The sequence below is a fragment of the Streptomyces venezuelae genome (assembly GCF_008642375.1).
GTDB classification, from domain to species: Bacteria; Actinomycetota; Actinomycetes; order Streptomycetales; family Streptomycetaceae; genus Streptomyces; species Streptomyces venezuelae_G.
This window is the reverse complement of sequence record NZ_CP029194.1, coordinates 4,368,312-4,385,758: the sequence shown is the minus strand read 5'-3', so window position 1 is coordinate 4,385,758 and position 17,447 is coordinate 4,368,312. Positions and strand designations below refer to the sequence as shown.

Genomic DNA, 17,447 nt, shown 5'->3' with positions numbered 1-17,447 from the left:
CCCGTAGCAGTACTGCCGGCGCCGGAAGGGGCCCCCTACAGCCCCGCGTCCCGGGCCAGCAGCGCGGCCTGCACCCGGTTCTCGCAGTCCAGCTTGGCGAGGATCCGGCTCACGTACGTCTTCACCGTGGCCTCGCTCAAGTGCAGCCGGCGGCCCGCGTCCGCGTTGGACAGCCCCTCGCCGAGCACCGCCAGCACGTCGCGCTCCTTCTCGCTCAGCGCCGCCACCCGCACCCGCGCCTGCTCTGACCGCGCAGCCTCCCGGCCCGTGGCGAGCCGCTCCACCACGTGTCGGGTCGCGGCCGGCGACAGGTAGGCGTCCCCCGCCGCGGCTGCCCGCACCGCCCGGATCAGCTCGGCCGGCGCCGTGTCCTTGAGCAGGAAGCCGGCGCCCCCGTGTTCCAGGGCCCGCAGCACGTTCTCCCGCTCCCCGAAGGTCGTCAGGACGATCACCCGGGCCGCCGGCGCGGCCCGGCGCAGCTCCGGCAGCGCGGAGAGGCCGTCGAGCACCGGCATCTGGATGTCGAGCAGCACCACGTCGGCGGCGTGTGCCCGGGCCGCCTCGACGGCCGCCCGGCCGTCGGCCGCCTCGCCGACCACCTCGATGTCCGGGTCCGAGATGAGGATCATCCGGATCCCGGCCCGGATCAGGGGCTCGTCATCGGCGATCACGACCCTGATGGGCTGCCCTGCCACAGCTACTCCCCCACGACTGACTCCGGTGGGACCGAGGACAGCGTCACCGCTGCTCGACCACGTACGACTTCTTCTCGATCAGCTTGCCGTCCTTGAAGCAGAACCGGAAAACGGGCTCCTCGTCGAAGGATTCCCCGGGCTCCGAGGAGAGCAGCACCAGGCAGTCGGAGCCCTCCGGCCGCGCGGGTCCCTTGCCCCCCAGGCCCGCGGTGGCTATCGAGTCGCCCGAAGGGAGTCGGTCCCTGACCTCCTTCTCGGACGTGCCGACCTTGACCGCGTCGTACTGCTCGGGGTCGATCATCCCCTTCTCCAGCGAACCGATCATGAAGTAGAGCCCGAAGCCCGCGGCCACCACGAGCAGGACGACCGCCGCGAACGCGATCCCGCACCCCAGGGCGACCCCACCGCCCGCGCCCATGCCCCTGCCTCTGCCCCCGCGCACCGCCATCGCCAGCTCCCGCTCTGTGAACGTCCAGTCGGTCGGTCCGACCACGACCGGACGACCATCGCCCACGAGCGGTCTCGTCGACTGCTGCCGGAAGTCGTCGGCCGCATCGACCAAAGGCGCTGCCTCGGCGACGGGTGCCGCTCCGTACGGCAGCATCCCGGCCACCCTGAAGCCGCCTCCGTCGGCCGGACCCGCGTGACACATGCCGCCCACCAGCCGGGCCCGCTCGGCGAGCCCGGTCAGCCCCTGTCCTCCGCTCACCACGTCCTTGGCCGGGCCGCCCGCCGGCGCCTCGTTGAGGACCTCCACGACGAAGGTGTCCGGCTCGTAGCGCAGCTCGACGGCGATCGGTGCCCCCGGCGCGTACTTGTAGGCGTTGGTCAGCGCCTCCTGCGCGATCCGGTACGCGGCGTGGTCCGCGGCCGGTGCCAGCGGCCGCTCCTCGCCGAGCCGGCGCAGCCCGACCGTGGTCCCGGCCGCCCTGGCCGCCGCCACGAGTCCCTCGATGCCCGCGGTCCCCCGCGCCGCCTTCCCCGTCTCGTCGCCGGCCCGCGCGGGCGCGGAGGCCGTTCCTTCCGTGGCCTCGATCCCGTCGCGCAATATGCCGACGACCTCCCGCAGCTCCTGCATCGCCGTCACCGAGGCGTTCCGCAGGACTCCGACGACCTCGCGCTGCCGCTCGCTCAGCTCCCGGTCCACCTCCAGGGCGCCCGTGTGCACGGCGATCAGCGCCAGCTGGTGCCCGAGGCTGTCGTGCATGTCCTGGGCGATCCGCTGCCGCTCCCGCAGCCGCGCCTGCCAGGCGACCATCGTCCGCTCGCGCAGCAGTTGGGCGTTGCGCTCCTGGAGGGCGTGCAGCAGGGTCCGCCGCTGGGTCCAGTAGCGGTGGGCGAGGCCGGGCGCCAGGGTCGTGCCCAGGTAGTAGAGGGCCGCGAGGAAGGCCACCGTGAGCATCCGCTGGCGGTCCCAGGTCTCCAGGAGCGTGCCTCCGACGTCCAGGACGAAGGCGGCCATGAACGCGGCCAGCGCCCGCCCGGCACTCTCGACGTACCGGCCGGCCGACCAGCCGACCACGATCAGCAGCGGCCCGAAGCCGGGGAGGAAGGGGGCGAGCCCGGCGGCGAGAACGAGGACGCTCGCGGGGAGCCTGCGCCGCAGCAGCGACAGCACGGCGGCGCCGACGGCGACCACGGCGAGCCGTCGGCCCTCACCGCCCAGGAGCTCCTCGCTCCCGGCGGCGAGCAGCGCGACGACCACGGCGAGCGAGATCTCACCGGCGGTACGACGCCGCGACCACTGGCCCGGTACGGCGAACCATCCCCACCAGGCGGCGGCCCTGACCCTGATGGCGCGCCCGATCTCCGACCGACTCCCGGTCCCGGCCGCTGTCCCGGGCCCAGCCGCTGTCCCCGGCTCTCTCCCGGGCTCTCTCCCGGACTCGCTGCCGCTCGCGCCCCGGTCCCCCGACTTCGACATAACGTCCACGCTCGCACCCTAGGCAGCGGCCCCACCCGCGGACGTCCGTCTTTCGTCTCGCCTCGCGACGACAAAAGTCGCGACGTGGGAAGGCTCACAATCCGCGGCACAAACGCGGAAGCCCCGTAGGTCGATGACCTACGGGGCTTCCGTCTGGTGCGCGAGGGGGGAGTTGAACCCCCACGCCCTTTCGGGCACTGGAACCTGAATCCAGCGCGTCTGCCTATTCCGCCACCCGCGCATTGGTGGCCTCCCTGCCCTCTCACCTTTCGGTGCGAGCGCCTGGCGACATCTGAAGATTAGCACGTCGCAGACCGTGGATTCACATCCCTTGTTTCGCCCCCACTCCCGCAGAACAAGGAGAGAGGGAGGCCGGAAGGCGAGCCTGAAGGGAACGCGTGGGGGAAGGAGCGGGAGGGGAGGAAGGAAGAGGACGAAGGGGGCTGACCGCAGTCGGTCACCGGGCCGGGACTCCCGGTCCCATCGTCGCTCCCTCAGCCGGGTGCGGGACACTGTCCACAGGCCACCTCTACGATCCGGGGGAAAGGTCTGTGAGAGGTGACACTCGTCCACAGGGCAGAGAAGGGGAACCAGCCGATTTCCCGACGCGTGGATACGATCAGTAAGCAGTACCAGGACGACAACGACGGAGGAGGTGCCCCATGGGAGTCCTGAAGCGATTCGAGCAGCGCCTCGAAGGTCTGGTCAACGGCACCTTCGCCAAGGTCTTCAAGTCCGAGGTCCAGCCCGTCGAGATCGCCGGCGCGCTCCAGCGCGAGTGCGACAACAACGCGACGATCTGGAACCGCGAGCGGACCGTCGTCCCCAACGACTTCATCGTGGAGCTGAGCGCGCCGGACTACGAGCGCCTCAGCCCCTACTCGGGCCAGCTCGGCGACGAGCTCGCCGGCCTGGTCAGGGACTACGCGAAGCAGCAGCGGTACACCTTCATGGGACCGATCAAGGTCCACCTGGAGAAGGCCGACGACCTCGACACCGGTCTGTACCGGGTGCGCAGCCGCACACTAGCGTCGAGTACGTCACAGTCGCAGCCGCCTGCCTCCGGACACCAGCAGCCTCACCAGCAGCAGGGCCAGGTGCAGGGCCGCGGCGGTTACGGGTACCCCCCGACCGGCGCCCCGCCCATGCCCGCCTCCCCGCCTCCGGGCGCCCCCGGCCAGCGGCCTGCGGCACCCGCGGGACGCCCGGCGGGCGGCCCCGTGGCCATGCCCGGCACGGGTCCCGGGGCCGGAGCGGGCTCCCAGGTCCGCCGCTGGATCGAGATCAACGGCACCCGCCATCAGATCTCCCGCCCGACCCTGGTCCTCGGCCGCAGCACCGACGCGGACGTGAGGATCGACGATCCCGGCGTCTCCCGCCGGCACTGCGAGATCCGGACCGGAACGCCCTCGACGATCCAGGATCTGGGATCCACCAACGGCATCGTGGTGGACGGGCAGCACACCACCCGCGCTACGCTCCGCGACGGCTCGCGGATCGTCGTGGGCAGCACCACCATCGTTTACCGGCAAGCCGAAGGGTGAAGCGGGGGCAATGTCAGAGCTGACCCTGACGGTCATGCGGTTGGGTTTCCTGGCCGTTCTGTGGCTGTTCGTCATCGTGGCCGTCCAGGTCATCCGCAGCGATCTGTTCGGAACGCGGGTGACGCAGCGCGGTTCACGGCGCCAGGACGCCCGGCCGCAGCAGAACACGCGCCAGCAGGCCGCCGCGCCTCCGCAGCAGCGCGGCCAGCAGCCGGCCGCGGGCGGCGGGCGGCAGCGCCGTGGCGCCCCGACCAAGCTGGTCGTCTCCGAGGGCACCCTCACCGGCACCACCGTCGCCCTCCAGGGCCAGACGATCACGCTGGGCCGGGCGCACGATTCGACGATCGTGCTGGACGACGACTACGCGTCCAGCCGGCACGCCAGGATCTACCCCGACCGGGACGGCCAGTGGATCGTCGAGGATCTCGGGTCCACGAACGGCACCTATCTCGACCGGACCCGCCTCACCACCGCCACGCCGATTCCGCTGGGCGCGCCGATTCGCATCGGCAAGACCGTCATCGAGCTGCGGAAGTAGTACGACAATGAGCGGAGCGACCGGAGGGTGGGCAGTGTGGGTCGAGACCGGCTGTACCCCGATGCAGCGTCGACAGGGCAGGTGCGCATGACTCTGTCCCTGCGTTTCGCCGCGGGCTCCCACAAGGGCATGATCCGCGAGGGCAACGAGGACTCCGGCTATGCCGGCCCCCGGCTGCTCGCCATCGCCGACGGCATGGGCGGCCAGGCCGCCGGTGAGGTCGCCTCCTCCGAGGTGATCTCCACCCTCGTCACGCTCGACGACGACGTCCCCGGTTCCGACATCCTCACCTCGCTCGGTACGGCGGTGCAGCGCGCCAACGACCAGCTTCGGATGATGGTCGAGGAGGACCCGCAGCTGGAGGGCATGGGCACGACGCTCACGGCCCTGCTGTGGACCGGTCAGCGCCTCGGCCTCGTGCACGTCGGCGACTCGCGTGCGTACCTGCTCCGCGACGGTGTCCTCACCCAGATCACGCAGGACCACACCTGGGTCCAGCGCCTCGTCGACGAGGGACGGATCACCGAGGAGGAGGCCACCACCCACCCGCAGCGCTCGCTGCTCATGCGCGCGCTCGGCAGCGGTGACCACGTCGAACCCGACCTCTCGATCCGCGAGGTCCGGGCCGGCGACCGGTACCTGATCTGCTCCGACGGCCTGTCCGGAGTGGTCTCCCACCAGACCCTCGAGGACACGCTCGCCAGCTACCAGGGCCCGCAGGAGACCGTGCAGGAGCTGATCCAGCTCGCGCTGCGCGGCGGCGGCCCCGACAACATCACGGTGATCGTCGCGGACGTCCTCGACGTCGACGGCGGCGACACCCTCGCCGGTCACCTCAGCGACACCCCGGTCATCGTGGGCGCGGTCGCCGAGAACCAGGCGGCCCAGCTGAACGACGGCGGGGCGATGCAGACCCCCGCCGGCCGCGCCTCCGGCCTCGGCCGCCCGGCCCCGCACCAGCAGCCGCCCGCCGGTGGCTTCGGCCCGCCCGGCAGCGGCGACGACCACGGCTACGGCGGCATGCCGCCGCAGGGCTCCTTCGAGTCGTACACGGACGACGACTTCGTCAAGCCGCGGACCGGCCGCAAGTGGCTCAAGCGCTCCTTCTTCCTCGTCCTGGCCCTCGCCGTCGTCGGTGGCGGCCTCTACGGCGGCTGGCGGTGGACGCAGACGCAGTACTTCGTCGGCTCCAAGGACCAGCACGTGGCGCTCTACCAGGGCATCAGCCAGGACCTGGCCTGGGTCTCGCTGTCGAAGGTCGAGAAGGACCACCCCGAGATCGAACTCAAGTACCTCCCCGCCTACCAGCGGAAGCAGGTCGAGGACACGATCGCGGGCGGCAGCCTCGGCAAGGCCGAGACGAAGATCTCCGAGCTGGCTCTGCAGGCCTCGGCCTGCAAGAAGACCGAGCAGCGCCGCGCCGCCGCCGAGAAGGCCGCGGACCAGGCGAGCAAGCCGCCGGTCGAGACGCCCGAAGGCACCGCCACCCCTGACTCCAAGCCCACCACAGCCGCTCCGTCGCCGGGTCCCACCCTCACCGCGGAGGAGCAGAAGCTGGCCTCGAACTGCGGCAAGCAGTAAGCACCCGTAGGGGGCCTTTCACCACCATGAGCGTTGTCACCAACACGACCACCATCGGCGCGATCGAGGCGCCGAGCCGCCGCAACACCGAGCTGGCGCTGCTCGCGTTCGCCGTCGCCATCCCGGTGTTCGCGTACCTCAACGTGGGCCTGGCCATCGACGGCAAGATCCCGGCCGGTATGGCCGGGTACGGGCTCGGTCTCGCCCTGCTCGCGGGCGTCGCCCACCTCGTGGTGCGGAAGTGGGCCCCGTACGCGGACCCGCTGCTGCTGCCCCTCGCGACCCTGCTCAACGGCATGGGTCTGGTGCTGATCTGGCGGCTTGACCAGTCGCCGCGGCTGATCGCGACCTCGATGCGGCTGTACGACAGCTTCAGCCCGGACGCGCCGAAGCAGATGATGTACTCGGCCATCGGCATCGCCATGTTCGTCGGCATGCTGCTGCTCCTGAAGGACCACCGGGTCCTCCAGCGCTACACGTACATCTCGATGGTCGCGGCGCTCGTCCTGCTGCTGCTGCCGCTGGTGCCTGGCCTCGGATCGGCCGTCTACGGCGCCAAGATCTGGATCAACGTCGCCGGCTTCTCCATCCAGCCCGGTGAGTTCGCGAAGATCGTGCTCGCGATCTTCTTCTCCGGCTATCTGATGGTGAAGCGGGACGCACTCGCCCTGGCCAGCCGCCGCTTCATGGGGCTCTACCTGCCCCGCGGCCGCGACCTCGGCCCGATCCTGACGATCTGGGCGGTCAGCCTCCTCATCCTGATCTTCGAGAACGACCTCGGTACGTCGCTGCTGTTCTTCGGCATGTTCGTGATCATGCTGTACGTGGCGACGGAGCGGACCAGCTGGATCGTCATGGGTCTGGGCATGTCCGTCGCGGGCGCGGTCGGCGTGGCCTCCTTCGCGAGCCACGTCCAGGCCCGTGTCGACGCCTGGGCCGACCCCTTCGGCTGCGCCGACAAGATCGACGCCTGTGACCAGATGACCGAAGTACTGATGTCCTTCGGCTCCGGCGGCATCCTCGGCACCGGCCTCGGCCAGGGCAATTCGGACCTCATCGGCTTCGCCGCGAACTCCGACTTCATCTTCGCCACCGTCGGCGAGGAGCTCGGGCTCGCCGGTGTGATGGTCTTCCTGCTCATCTACGGGCTGATCGTCGAGCGCGGTGTCCGCACCGCCCTCGCCGCCCGCGACCCCTTCGGCAAGCTGCTCGCGATGGGCCTCTCCGGCGCCTTCGCACTCCAGATCTTCGTCGTCGCCGGCGGCGTGATGGGCCTCATCCCGCTCACCGGTATGACGATGCCGTTCCTCGCGTACGGCGGTTCCTCCGTGATCGCGAACTGGGCCCTCATCGGCATCCTGATCAGGATCAGTGACACCGCGCGCCGCCCCGCGCCCGCGCCCGCCCCGTCCCCCGACGCCGAGATGACCCAGGTGGTCCGTCCGTGAACAAGCCCCTGCGGCGGGTCGCCATCTTCTGCGGCCTGCTCGTCCTCGCCCTGCTCCTGCGGGACAACTGGCTCCAGTTCGTCCGCGCCGACGAGCTGAGCACCCACTCGTCGAACAAGCGTGTCCAGATCGAGCGGTACGCCAACCCCCGCGGCAACATCATCGTCGACGGCAAGCCGATCACCGGGTCCGCCGACTCACAGGACCCGTTCTACAAGTACAAGCGCACCTACACCGACGGCCCCATGTGGGCCCCGGTGACCGGGTACGCCTCGCAGGCCTACGACGCCAACCAGATCGAGAAGATCGAGGACGGCATCCTCACCGGCAACGACGACCGGTTGTTCTTCGACCGCACGCTCGCCATGTTCACCGGTGAGAAGAAGAAGGGCGGCGACGTCGTCACCACCCTCAGCGGGGCCGCGCAGAAGGCCGCCTACAAGGGTCTCGGGAACAACACCGGCGCCGTCGTCGCCATCGAGCCGGCCACCGGCAAGATCCTCGCGCTCGCGTCCACGCCCTCGTACGACCCCACCTCGTTCGCCGGCTACTCCGGCAAGGACGAGAAGGCCTGGATCGCGCTGGAGAAGGACAAGAACAAGCCGAAGCAGAACCGGGCGATCCGCGAGATCTACCCGCCCGGCTCCGTCTTCAAGGTCGTCACCGCAGCCGCGGCGCTGGAGAGCGGCAAGGTCACCGACATCAACGCGGCGACCGAGACCCCCGAGGGCTGGAAGATCCCGCTCTCCACGAAGCCGATGAAGAACCACTCCGGCGGCTGTGCCAACGCGAGCCTGAACGAGGCGCTGCGGATCTCCTGCAACTCGGTCTTCGCGAAGCTCGGTGACGACGTCGGCCGCGACAAGATGGTCGAGATGGCCGAGAAGTTCGGCTTCAACGCCGAACAGTTCACCCCGGTCCGCTCCTCCGCCTCGGTCTACGACAAGAAGGCCGACCGCGGCGGTAACGCGCTCTCCTCCATCGGCCAGTTCAACACGGCGACCACCCCGCTCCAGATGGCGATGGTCACGGCGGCGATCGCCAACGACGGCAAGCTGATGAAGCCGTACATGGTCGACAAGCTGGTCGCCCCGAACCTCGACGTCATCAAGCAGAACGACCCGGAGGAGATGAGCCAGCCGGTCTCCCCGGAGAACGCCCAGAAGCTCCAGCAGATGATGGAGAACGTCGTCTCCAAGGGCACCGGCGCCAAGGCCGACCTGAACATGGACGGCGTGAAGGTCGGCGGCAAGACGGGTACCGCCCAGCACGGCGAGAAGAACGCCAAGCGTCCGTACGCCTGGTTCATCTCGTACGCCAAGACCGCTCAGGGCTCCCCGGTGGCCGTCGCCGTGATCGTCGAGGACGCCGAGGGCACCAACCGTGAGGACATCAGCGGTGGCGGCCTGGCCGCCCCGATCGCGAAGGCCGTCATGAAGGCGGTCATCAAGAACCGGGGCTGATCCCCCCGGACCCATACGAGCCGGGTACCAGCCAGGTACCGGTCAGGTATCAGCTACCGGCCCCGAGCGGAACGCCTCCCCGGGGCCGGTAGCGTATGCGCGAACAGCACACACCGCCGGACCACCCATGGGTGCGGTCGGGACAGACGGAGAGGGCTGGATTAGCTATGGAAGAGCCGCGTCGCCTCGGCGGCCGGTACGAGCTGGGCTCGGTGCTCGGCCGTGGTGGCATGGCCGAGGTGTACATCGCCCAGGACACCCGGCTCGGCCGCACCGTCGCCGTGAAGACGCTGCGGGCCGACCTGGCCCGCGATCCGTCCTTCCAGGCCCGGTTCCGCCGTGAGGCACAGTCCGCCGCCTCGCTGAACCACCCGGCGATCGTCGCGGTCTACGACACCGGCGAGGACTACGTCGACCAGGTCTCCATCCCGTACATCGTGATGGAGTACGTCGACGGGTCGACCCTGCGTGAGCTGCTGCACTCGGGGCGCAAGCTGCTGCCCGAGCGCACGCTCGAGATGACGGTCGGCATCCTCCAGGCGCTCGAGTACTCGCACCGCGCCGGCATCGTGCACCGTGACATCAAGCCGGCGAACGTCATGCTGACGCGCACCGGCCAGGTCAAGGTCATGGACTTCGGCATCGCGCGCGCCATGGGCGACGCGGGCATGACCATGACCCAGACCGCCGCCGTGATCGGCACGGCCCAGTACCTCTCCCCGGAGCAGGCCAAGGGCGAGCAGGTCGACGCCCGGTCCGACCTGTACTCCACGGGCTGCCTGCTGTACGAGCTCCTCACCGTCCGCCCGCCGTTCATCGGCGACTCCCCGGTCGCGGTCGCGTACCAGCACGTCCGTGAGGAGCCGCAGGCGCCGAGCAACTTCGACGCCGAGATCACGCCGTCGATGGACGCGATCGTCCTCAAGGCGCTGGTCAAGGACCCCGACTACCGCTACCAGTCGGCGGACGAGATGCGCGCGGACATCGAGGCCTGCCTCGACGGTCAGCCGGTCGCGGCCGCCGCGGCGATGGGCATCGGGATGGGCATGGGCGGCGCGCCCGCGTACGGCGGGGGCTACGGCGGCTACCCGGAGGACCAGCCGACGACCGCGCTGCGCCAGGCCGACCCGGCCGGTCAGACCTCGATGATGCCTCCGATCAACGGGGACGACGGCGGCTACGGCTACGACGACCGTCCGGACCGGCGCCGGGGCGGTGGCCAGAAGAAGTCGAACACCTCGACGATCCTGCTGGCGCTGGCCGGTGTCCTGGTGCTGGTCGGTGCGATCTTCATCGGCGTCTCGCTGTTCGACAAGAAGGAGGGGACCCCGCAGGTCCCCGTCCCGCAGCTTGTCGGCCAGCCGCTGAAGGCGGCGGAGGAACTCGCGGTCAACGCCCAGGTGAAGGCCGTCCAGGCCGGCACCGAGCGCTGCGACGAGCCCAAGGGCTCTGTCTGCCGTCAGACCCCGGCCGCGGACGGCAGCCAGATGGACACCGGCGCGACGATCCAGCTGTACGTCTCCGAGGGCGCCCCCCTCGAAGAGGTCCCGGACGTCATCGAGCAGTCCCAGGAGCGCGCCGAGCAGACCCTGAAGGACAAGGGCTTCAAGGTCAAGATCGAGCAGGAGGAGTCCGAGGAGGACCCGGGCACGGTCCTGCGCACGAACCCGGACGCCGGCACCAAGGCGGAGAAGAACTCCGAGGTGACGGTCACCGTGGCGAAGCAGCTGCAGTCGACGGTCCCCCCGGTCGTCGGCAACCCGCTCGCCCAGGCCGAGCAGCAGCTGAAGAACCTCGGCTTCACCGTGGTCACGCAGTACGTGGACTCGGACCAGCCCAAGGACCAGGTCGTGAAGCAGTCCCCGGACGGCAACTCCTCGGTCGCGAAGAACTCCGAGGTGACGCTCCAGGTCTCCAAGGGCCCGCAGGTGACTCAGGTCCAGATCCCCACGGACATCGCCACCAAGCAGTTCAAGGACGTGAAGGCGCAGCTCGAGGCCTTGGGTCTGGTCGTCACGCAGGCGAACTCCGACAAGGAGGACGCCACGGTGATCACCTCGAACCCGGCTCCCGGCTCGATGGTCAACGTCGGCGACCCGGTCACCGTGATCACCGTGGGCGGCGGGGGCAACCCCGGCGGCAACCCGGGTGGCGGAGACGGTGGCAATCCCGGCGGCGGCGACAGCGGGGACAACGACGGCGGCGGCTTCTTCGGCTGACGGACGTCACCGCATGCAGCACGCAGCACGACCGAGCCCCGGCATCCATGGGATGCCGGGGCTCGGTCGTCGTCAGCGGGGTGCAGACGTCGTCGGCCGGGTGTCAGAGCAGCTCGGCCGGCGGAGTGCGGTCGCGGTCGACCTTCTCCGTGCGCTCCAGTTCGCCCCAGACGATGTACCGGTAGTCCGAGGTGTACATCGGGGTGCAGGTCGTCAGGGTGATGTAGCGGCCCGGCTTCGTCTTGCCGGATTCCTTGGGGACGGGCTGGAGGACGTCCACGTTGTACTTCGTCGTCTCCGGCAGGCTCTTGTAGACCTTGTAGACGTACCAGGTGTCCTTGGACTCGAAGACGATCGCGTCGCCGGTCTTCAGCTTGTGGATGTTGTGGAACTTCGCGCCGTGCCCGTCGCGGTGCGCCGCCAGCGTGAAGTTGCCCTTCTTGTCCTGCGGGAGGGCGGACTTGATCGGGTCGGTGTAGTAGCCGGCGACGCCGTTGTTCAGGATCGCGCTGGTGGTGCCCTGCTTGACCAGTATCTCGTCGTCTCCCATGGCGGGGACGTGGAGGAAGCCGATGCCGTCCTTGGTGTCGAGGGCGCCGGGCCCGTCGGCCCAGCGGTCGCGGACCTGGGCGCCGTCCTGGTCGGCGGCGCGGTCGGCGAGGACGTTGGTCCACCACAGCGAGTAGACGACGAAGAGGCCGAGCACCAGACCCGCTGTGATGAGGAGTTCGCCGAAGGCGCTGATGATCCCGGCGATCCGGTTGCGCGCGCGTGCCACTAGGTCGTCCTGTCGTCCCGTCCGGAGGTGTGGGGTCTCACCCTACGAGGGCCGCGGGCTTTCCCTTGCTGCGCGGGCGTTCCTCGACCATCTTGCCCCAGACGATCATGCGGTACGTGCTGGTGAACTCGGGCGTGCACGTGGTCAGCGTGATGTACCGGCCGGGCTTGGTGAAGCCGGATCCCTTCGGGACCGGGTCGATCACCGAGACGTTGGACGGCGCTGTCTGCGGCAGGATGCTCGCCATCTCGTAGGTGTAGTACGCGTCCTGGGTCTCGACGACGATCGGGTCCCCGGGCTTGAGCTGGTTGACGTACCGGAAGGGCTCGCCGTGCGTGTTGCGGTGGCCGGCGACGGCGAAGTTCCCCTGCTTGTCGGACGGCATGGCCGTCTTGAGCTTGCCGTCGGCGTAGTGGCCGACCATGCCCTTGTCGAGGACCTTGGTCTTGTTGATGCCCTCCGCGATGGGCACGACGACGTCGAGCTTGGGGATGTACATGATGGCGAAGCCCTGGCCGGGCTCGAAGGCCTCCGGCTTGCCGTCGTCGGCGCTGTCGCGGCCCTTGGCCCAGGTGTCCTCGATCTGCTCCTTGGCGCGGTCGGTCTCCTGGCCGGCGAGGACGTTCGTCCACCACAGCTGGTAGGTGACGAAGAGCAGCATGACGACGCCGAAGGTGATGAAGAGTTCGCCGATGATCCGGCTGGCGACGACGCCGACGCTCTCCTTGGCCGCGCGCGCGGCGCGGCGGGCCTCGACCCGGGAGAGGGGGCGCTGCTCAGCCCCGGAGGCCCCGGCGGTGGCTGCGGGGGCGCTTCCGCGGCCCCTGTCCCTGCCGCCGCCCTTGGCCGCGCGGCGCCGCTCGGCCCGGCCGGGCCCCTGAGGCGTCTCCACGGCCCGTAGGGCCACCGTCTCGTCCCGCGGGGCCGGCGGGGCCTGCGGGGTCTCCTCCGGTGCGTACGAGGCGTACGCGGGCTCGTACGCGGGCTCGTACGCCGTCTGCTGGTACGCCTGCTGCTGCTCGTAGGCCGGCTGCTGCTCGTACGCGTTCGGCGTGTTCGGCGTGTACGTCGTCTGCTCGTACGTCGTCTGCTCGTACGCAGTCTGCTCGTACGGCGTCGACTCGTAAGGCTGTCGCGGCTCCTCGTGCCCGTACGGGTCCGCGGGTATCGGCTCCGGCCCGGGGACTCCCGAGTCCCGGAACCACGGTGAGCCCGTCGTCACGCGACGGCCTTGCCCACCACCGGCGCGAGCCCCGCCGACCGGCCGACCGCCCCCTTGTCGCCGCACCGCTCCAGCCAGTTGGCGAGCATGAGGTGGCCGTGCTCGGTGAGGACCGACTCCGGGTGGAACTGGACCCCTTCGACGGCCAGTTCACGGTGGCGGAGCCCCATGATGATGCCGTCCTCGGTCCGCGCGGTGACCTCCAGCTCCGCCGGAAGGGCGGCGGGCTCGGCGGCCAGCGAGTGGTAGCGGGTCGCGGTGAAGGGCGAGGGGAGGCCCGCGAAGACGCCCTTCCCCTCGTGCGTGACGAGCGAGGTCTTGCCGTGCAGCAGCTCGGGCGCGCGGTCGACGACGCCGCCGTACGCCACGGCCATCGACTGCATGCCGAGGCAGACGCCGAAGACGGGCACGCCGGTGTCGGCGCAGTGCCGGACCATGTCGATGCAGACCCCGGCCTGCTCGGGCGCGCCGGGCCCGGGCGACAGCAGGACGCCGTCGAAGCCGTCCTGTGCGTGGCTCAGCTCGACCTCGTCGTTGCGGAGGACCTCGCACTCGGCGCCGAGCTGGTAGAGGTACTGCACGAGGTTGAAGACGAAGCTGTCGTAGTTGTCGACGACGAGAATTCGCGCGCTCACTGGCCGTCCACCGTCACATCGTTGAACGGAAGCAGGGGCTCCGCCCAGGGGAACACGTACTGGAAGAGGGCGTAGACCACCGCGAGCACCAGCACGATCGAGATCAGTGCCCGCACCCACGCGTTGCCCGGCAGATGCCTCCAGATCCAGCCGTACATGCCGTCGACCGCCCCTTCCGTTCGTTACGGGGACCAGAGTACGGGGCGAGGGGGCCGTGGGGGGTCAGCTGCCCAAAGCCTGTGGACGACCGTCGGCCACCGGCTGTGTGGTGTCGAGGTGCGCCCAGACGATCAGCCGGTGACTGCTGCCCCACTCGGGCTCGCAGGTGGTGAGGGTGAGGTAGCGGCCGGGCCGGTCGTAGCCGGCCGCGTTCTTCCTGAGGGGCTTCGGTACGGGGGCGACGACCCCGACGTCGGTGGGCAGGGTCCGGTAGGGACCGCGGTCGACGCGGTAGGTGAACCAGGTCGTCCCGTCGGTGAGGACGACCGCGTCGCCGGGGCGCAGGCGCGGGAAGTCCTTGAAGGGGTCGCCGTACGTGCGGCGGTGGCCGGCGACGGCGAAGTTGCCGGTCGCGCCGAGCCGCGCGGTGGCCGCGTAGTGGCCGAGGCCCTTCTTCAGGACGCCCGGGCCGGTGCCTTCGAGGACGGGCCACTTCCAGTCCTTGCCGAGCCGGGGGACGTACATCACGGCGATCCCCTTGCCGGGGGTGTACGGCCGCCGGGCCTCGGGTGCGGTGGCCGGCTCGCGGGAACCCGCGGTGGAGCCCCCGGGCGGAGCCGTGCCCGGGTCCGTGCCAGGTTTCGCGTCGGGGGCTGCGACCGGGGTGCTCGTCCACTCCCGCTGGAGGGTGTCGATCTGGCCGGCGCTGGCGCTCTGGGCCTGGACACCGGTCCAGTACAGGACGTACACGACGAAGAGGACGATCAGGGTGCCGACGGTCAGGCACAGCTCGCTGAAGGTCCGCACGACGAGTCGGACACCGCCCACGCGCCCCTCCCCGCAGTCCCTCCGGTCAGCCCACCGGCTTCGCGTAGTGGAGGTCCACTGTGCCCGAGTAGCCGGGCAGAGTCACCGCCTTGTGGTCGTCGACTTTCCAGCCGAGCCCGTACGCCTTCACGTACAGCTGGTAGTTCTGGAGGGCCGGGGAGTCGTTGAGCGCCCTGCTCAGCTTCCCGCGGTCACCGACGGCCGTGATCTTGTACGGGGGCGAGTAGACGCGGCCCTGGAGGATCAGGGTGTTGCCGACGCAGCGGACGGCGCTGGTGGAGATGAGCCGCTGGTCCATGACGCGGATGCCCTCGGCGCCGCCCTGCCACAGGGCGTTGACGACGGCCTGGAGGTCCTGCTGGTGGATGACGAGGTCGTTGGCCTGCGGCTCCGGGTAGCCGGGGGCGGCCTGGGCGTTCGGCGGGGCGTCGTTGAGAGTGACCGTGAGGCCGGAGCCGGAGACCTTCTTGGTGCCCGCGGTCGCTTCGAGGGCGTCGAGCTTCGCGTCCTCCGCACGGGTGGAACCGTCGTCGCGGGCGGCGAGGCCGTCGACCTGGGAGCGGAGGGCCGCGGTGGACTCGTCGAGCCCCGCGTTCTTGTGGCTGCGCTCCTCGATCAGGTCTGAGAGCCTGAGAAGAGAGGCGTCTGTGCGGATGTTCGTGCCCTTGGCCGTGTTGAAGCTCGTGACGAAGATCAGTCCGGCGAGGGCGAAGACGGCAAGGGTCAGCACCCGGACGGGGCGCCACCTCGTGGTGCGGCCCGCCCCTGTGGGAGTGTCGGCGGAATTGCTCAACGTACCCTGATCCCCTTCGGTGCCGCGGAACCACTACGCTAACGGACGCCCGGGAGACGCAGTCTTCCTCCTACGTCACATCCCGGCGCCGCCCATAGTTCCCTGCGCGGTCACGCAGCGCATCGACAGGAGAGTCCCTCGTGCCGAAGTCACGTATCCGCAAGAAGGCCGACTTCACGCCTACCCCCGCCAAGCAGGCCACCAACATCAAGCTGTCGAACAGCAGCTGGGTGGCCCCTGTGATGCTGGCGCTGTTCGCCATCGGGCTGGTGTGGATCGTGCTCTTCTACGTCACCGACGGCTCGCTGCCGATCAAGTCGATCGGCAACGTGAACATCGTGGTGGGCTTCGGCTTCATCGCCGCGGGGTTCGGCGTCTCCACGCAGTGGAAGTAGCCCGCCCCACCCCCGTCGCGACCCGGGTCGCAGCCTGCGTCGCAGCCTGCGAAATATCGGCTGGACCGGTGGCTCGTCAAGCTCTCCCCTAAACTTATCCACAGCGTTGTGCACAGCACTGGATAACTTACGACGATCTGTGGATAACTCGCACGACGTTGACGCCGGTATGACCGCTCCACCAGCGCGATCACCCGCCGAGGGACCCGCTGCGCCCCTCGCCTCCCTGGAGAAACACCAGGTCAGAGGCGAGGGGCGCAGCCTTTCCCCAGTACACAGGGATGATTCGCCACGCACTGTGGATAACTCTGGGGAAAGCTCGGGAAAAAGCTCTTCCACAGCCCCCTGCGCTCAGGTGAGCGCAGCGGATCGGGCGAGTACGAGCCCCAGGTCGAGCAGGAGCACCAGTCCACAGGCCCCGTACTGCACGAGTTCCCTGCGCGACCTCGGCGCGTGCACCATCGCGTACGTCACCAGGACGCCCGCGACGAGACCGCCGACGTGCGCCTCCCAGGAGATCCCCGGACGGGTGAATGTCATGAGCAACGACAGCGCCACGAAGAGGACCACCGGCCGCATGTCGTGCCGCTTGTGGCGGGCCAGGACGACCCAGGCGCCGATCAGGCCGTAGACGACGCCGGAGGCGCCCAGCGAGGGCTGGTTCTGCGCGGCGACGAGATAGGCCAGCACGGAGCCGGAGAGCCCGGAGAGCAGGCACAGGGCGATGTACCGGACCCGGCCGAGCTCGGGCTCGACGATCCCGCCGATCACCCACAGGCCCAGCACGTTGAAGAGGATGTGCCAGATCTCCTGGTGCAGGACGGTCGCGGTCAGCAGCCGGTACCACTCGCCGTCCGCGACCCCGACCAACTCGCCGAGGGCCGGCATGTAGGCGTAGCCGATGAGCACGAGCTCGTCGACGAACCGGTCCCCGAGCGCCAGGACCAGCAGGTACACCGCGAGGTTGATGCCGATCAGGATCTTGGTGACCAGACGGTCGTCGGCCGCCACCCGGCCGCCCACGAGCGTCCGGGGCTGGTTGGCGTCGGCGGCGTGGCCGGTGCCCGAGCCGTTGCGCACGCAGTCCGGGCACTGGAAACCGACCGAGGCGGAGATCATGCACTGCGGGCAGATGGGCTTGTCGCAGCGGGCGCAGCGGATTCCGGTCTCGGCCTCCGGGTGGCGGTAGCAGCGGGGCAGGCCGGACTGCGGGTCCATGACAGGT

16 protein-coding genes and 1 tRNA gene are annotated in these 17,447 nt (G+C 69.9%); 7 read left to right on the top strand and 10 right to left on the bottom strand.

Annotated elements, in window-relative coordinates; translation table 11 throughout:
- Positions 1 to 35: 35 nt before the first annotated feature.
- The 3 genes from DEJ46_RS20035 to DEJ46_RS20025 form a co-directional block, all read right to left on the bottom strand.
- Entirely contained in the window at positions 36 to 695 is a 660-nt protein-coding gene (locus tag DEJ46_RS20035) for a response regulator (RefSeq protein ID WP_150268313.1), read from the bottom strand.
- Between the two features lie 43 nt (positions 696 to 738).
- On the bottom strand, positions 739 to 2,619 hold the full coding sequence (locus DEJ46_RS20030; protein WP_150274582.1) for a sensor histidine kinase: 1,881 nt from the start codon (positions 2,617 to 2,619) through the stop codon (positions 739 to 741).
- Positions 2,620 to 2,773: 154 nt separating this feature from the next.
- Positions 2,774 to 2,860 (bottom strand) — tRNA-Leu (locus DEJ46_RS20025).
- A gap of 421 nt (positions 2,861 to 3,281) precedes the next feature.
- Here DEJ46_RS20025 and DEJ46_RS20020 point away from each other — a divergent pair.
- The 6 genes from DEJ46_RS20020 to pknB all read left to right on the top strand — a co-directional run bounded on the left by DEJ46_RS20020 (position 3,282) and on the right by pknB (position 11,412).
- On the top strand, positions 3,282 to 4,163 hold the full coding sequence (locus DEJ46_RS20020) for an FhaA domain-containing protein (protein WP_150268311.1): 882 nt from the start codon (positions 3,282 to 3,284) through the stop codon (positions 4,161 to 4,163).
- Positions 4,164 to 4,173: 10 nt separating this feature from the next.
- The gene (locus tag DEJ46_RS20015; protein WP_150268309.1) at positions 4,174 to 4,701 is read left to right on the top strand and encodes an FHA domain-containing protein; all 528 of its coding nucleotides are present in this window, start codon (positions 4,174 to 4,176) and stop codon (positions 4,699 to 4,701) included.
- Positions 4,702 to 4,788: 87 nt separating this feature from the next.
- The gene (locus DEJ46_RS20010; RefSeq protein WP_150268307.1) at positions 4,789 to 6,282 is read left to right on the top strand and encodes a Stp1/IreP family PP2C-type Ser/Thr phosphatase; all 1,494 of its coding nucleotides are present in this window, start codon (positions 4,789 to 4,791) and stop codon (positions 6,280 to 6,282) included.
- Positions 6,283 to 6,308: 26 nt separating this feature from the next.
- On the top strand, positions 6,309 to 7,730 hold the full coding sequence (locus DEJ46_RS20005; RefSeq protein WP_150268305.1) for an FtsW/RodA/SpoVE family cell cycle protein: 1,422 nt from the start codon (positions 6,309 to 6,311) through the stop codon (positions 7,728 to 7,730).
- On the top strand, positions 7,727 to 9,193 hold the full coding sequence (locus tag DEJ46_RS20000; RefSeq protein WP_150268303.1) for a peptidoglycan D,D-transpeptidase FtsI family protein: 1,467 nt from the start codon (positions 7,727 to 7,729) through the stop codon (positions 9,191 to 9,193). Before DEJ46_RS20005 ends, DEJ46_RS20000 begins: the two co-directional genes overlap by 4 nt.
- A 167-nt stretch (positions 9,194 to 9,360) precedes the next feature.
- The gene (pknB, locus tag DEJ46_RS19990; protein ID WP_150268301.1) at positions 9,361 to 11,412 is read left to right on the top strand and encodes a Stk1 family PASTA domain-containing Ser/Thr kinase; all 2,052 of its coding nucleotides are present in this window, start codon (positions 9,361 to 9,363) and stop codon (positions 11,410 to 11,412) included.
- A 103-nt stretch (positions 11,413 to 11,515) separates the two neighbouring features.
- Here pknB and DEJ46_RS19985 read toward each other — a convergent pair whose 3' ends face one another.
- The 6 genes from DEJ46_RS19985 to DEJ46_RS19960 all read right to left on the bottom strand — a co-directional run bounded on the left by DEJ46_RS19985 (position 11,516) and on the right by DEJ46_RS19960 (position 15,827).
- On the bottom strand, positions 11,516 to 12,190 hold the full coding sequence (locus DEJ46_RS19985) for a class E sortase (RefSeq protein ID WP_150268299.1): 675 nt from the start codon (positions 12,188 to 12,190) through the stop codon (positions 11,516 to 11,518).
- A 37-nt stretch (positions 12,191 to 12,227) separates the two neighbouring features.
- On the bottom strand, positions 12,228 to 13,412 hold the full coding sequence (locus DEJ46_RS19980; protein WP_150268297.1) for a class E sortase: 1,185 nt from the start codon (positions 13,410 to 13,412) through the stop codon (positions 12,228 to 12,230).
- Positions 13,409 to 14,047, bottom strand: coding sequence for an aminodeoxychorismate/anthranilate synthase component II (locus tag DEJ46_RS19975; protein WP_150268295.1), 639 nt, complete (start codon positions 14,045 to 14,047; stop codon positions 13,409 to 13,411). Before DEJ46_RS19975 ends, DEJ46_RS19980 begins: the two co-directional genes overlap by 4 nt.
- Positions 14,044 to 14,205: a hypothetical protein gene (locus DEJ46_RS19970; protein WP_024760376.1), complete on the bottom strand. Its 162-nt coding sequence runs from the start codon at positions 14,203 to 14,205 to the stop codon at positions 14,044 to 14,046. The genes DEJ46_RS19975 and DEJ46_RS19970 overlap by 4 nt, the downstream gene beginning before the upstream one ends.
- A gap of 64 nt (positions 14,206 to 14,269) precedes the next feature.
- A complete protein-coding gene (locus DEJ46_RS19965) occupies positions 14,270 to 15,034 on the bottom strand; it encodes a class E sortase (protein ID WP_150268293.1) in 765 nt (254 codons plus the stop codon).
- A gap of 25 nt (positions 15,035 to 15,059) precedes the next feature.
- The gene (locus tag DEJ46_RS19960) at positions 15,060 to 15,827 is read right to left on the bottom strand and encodes a DUF881 domain-containing protein (RefSeq protein ID WP_150268291.1); all 768 of its coding nucleotides are present in this window, start codon (positions 15,825 to 15,827) and stop codon (positions 15,060 to 15,062) included.
- A 140-nt stretch (positions 15,828 to 15,967) separates the two neighbouring features.
- Here DEJ46_RS19960 and crgA point away from each other — a divergent pair, with 140 nt between their 5' ends.
- Positions 15,968 to 16,222 (top strand): cell division protein CrgA, encoded by a 255-nt coding sequence (crgA, locus tag DEJ46_RS19955; protein WP_055642472.1) that lies wholly within the window; start codon positions 15,968 to 15,970, stop codon positions 16,220 to 16,222.
- Between the two features lie 351 nt (positions 16,223 to 16,573).
- Here crgA and DEJ46_RS19950 read toward each other — a convergent pair whose 3' ends face one another.
- Entirely contained in the window at positions 16,574 to 17,440 is an 867-nt protein-coding gene (locus DEJ46_RS19950) for a rhomboid family intramembrane serine protease (protein WP_150268288.1), read from the bottom strand.
- Positions 17,441 to 17,447: the final 7 nt, after the last annotated feature.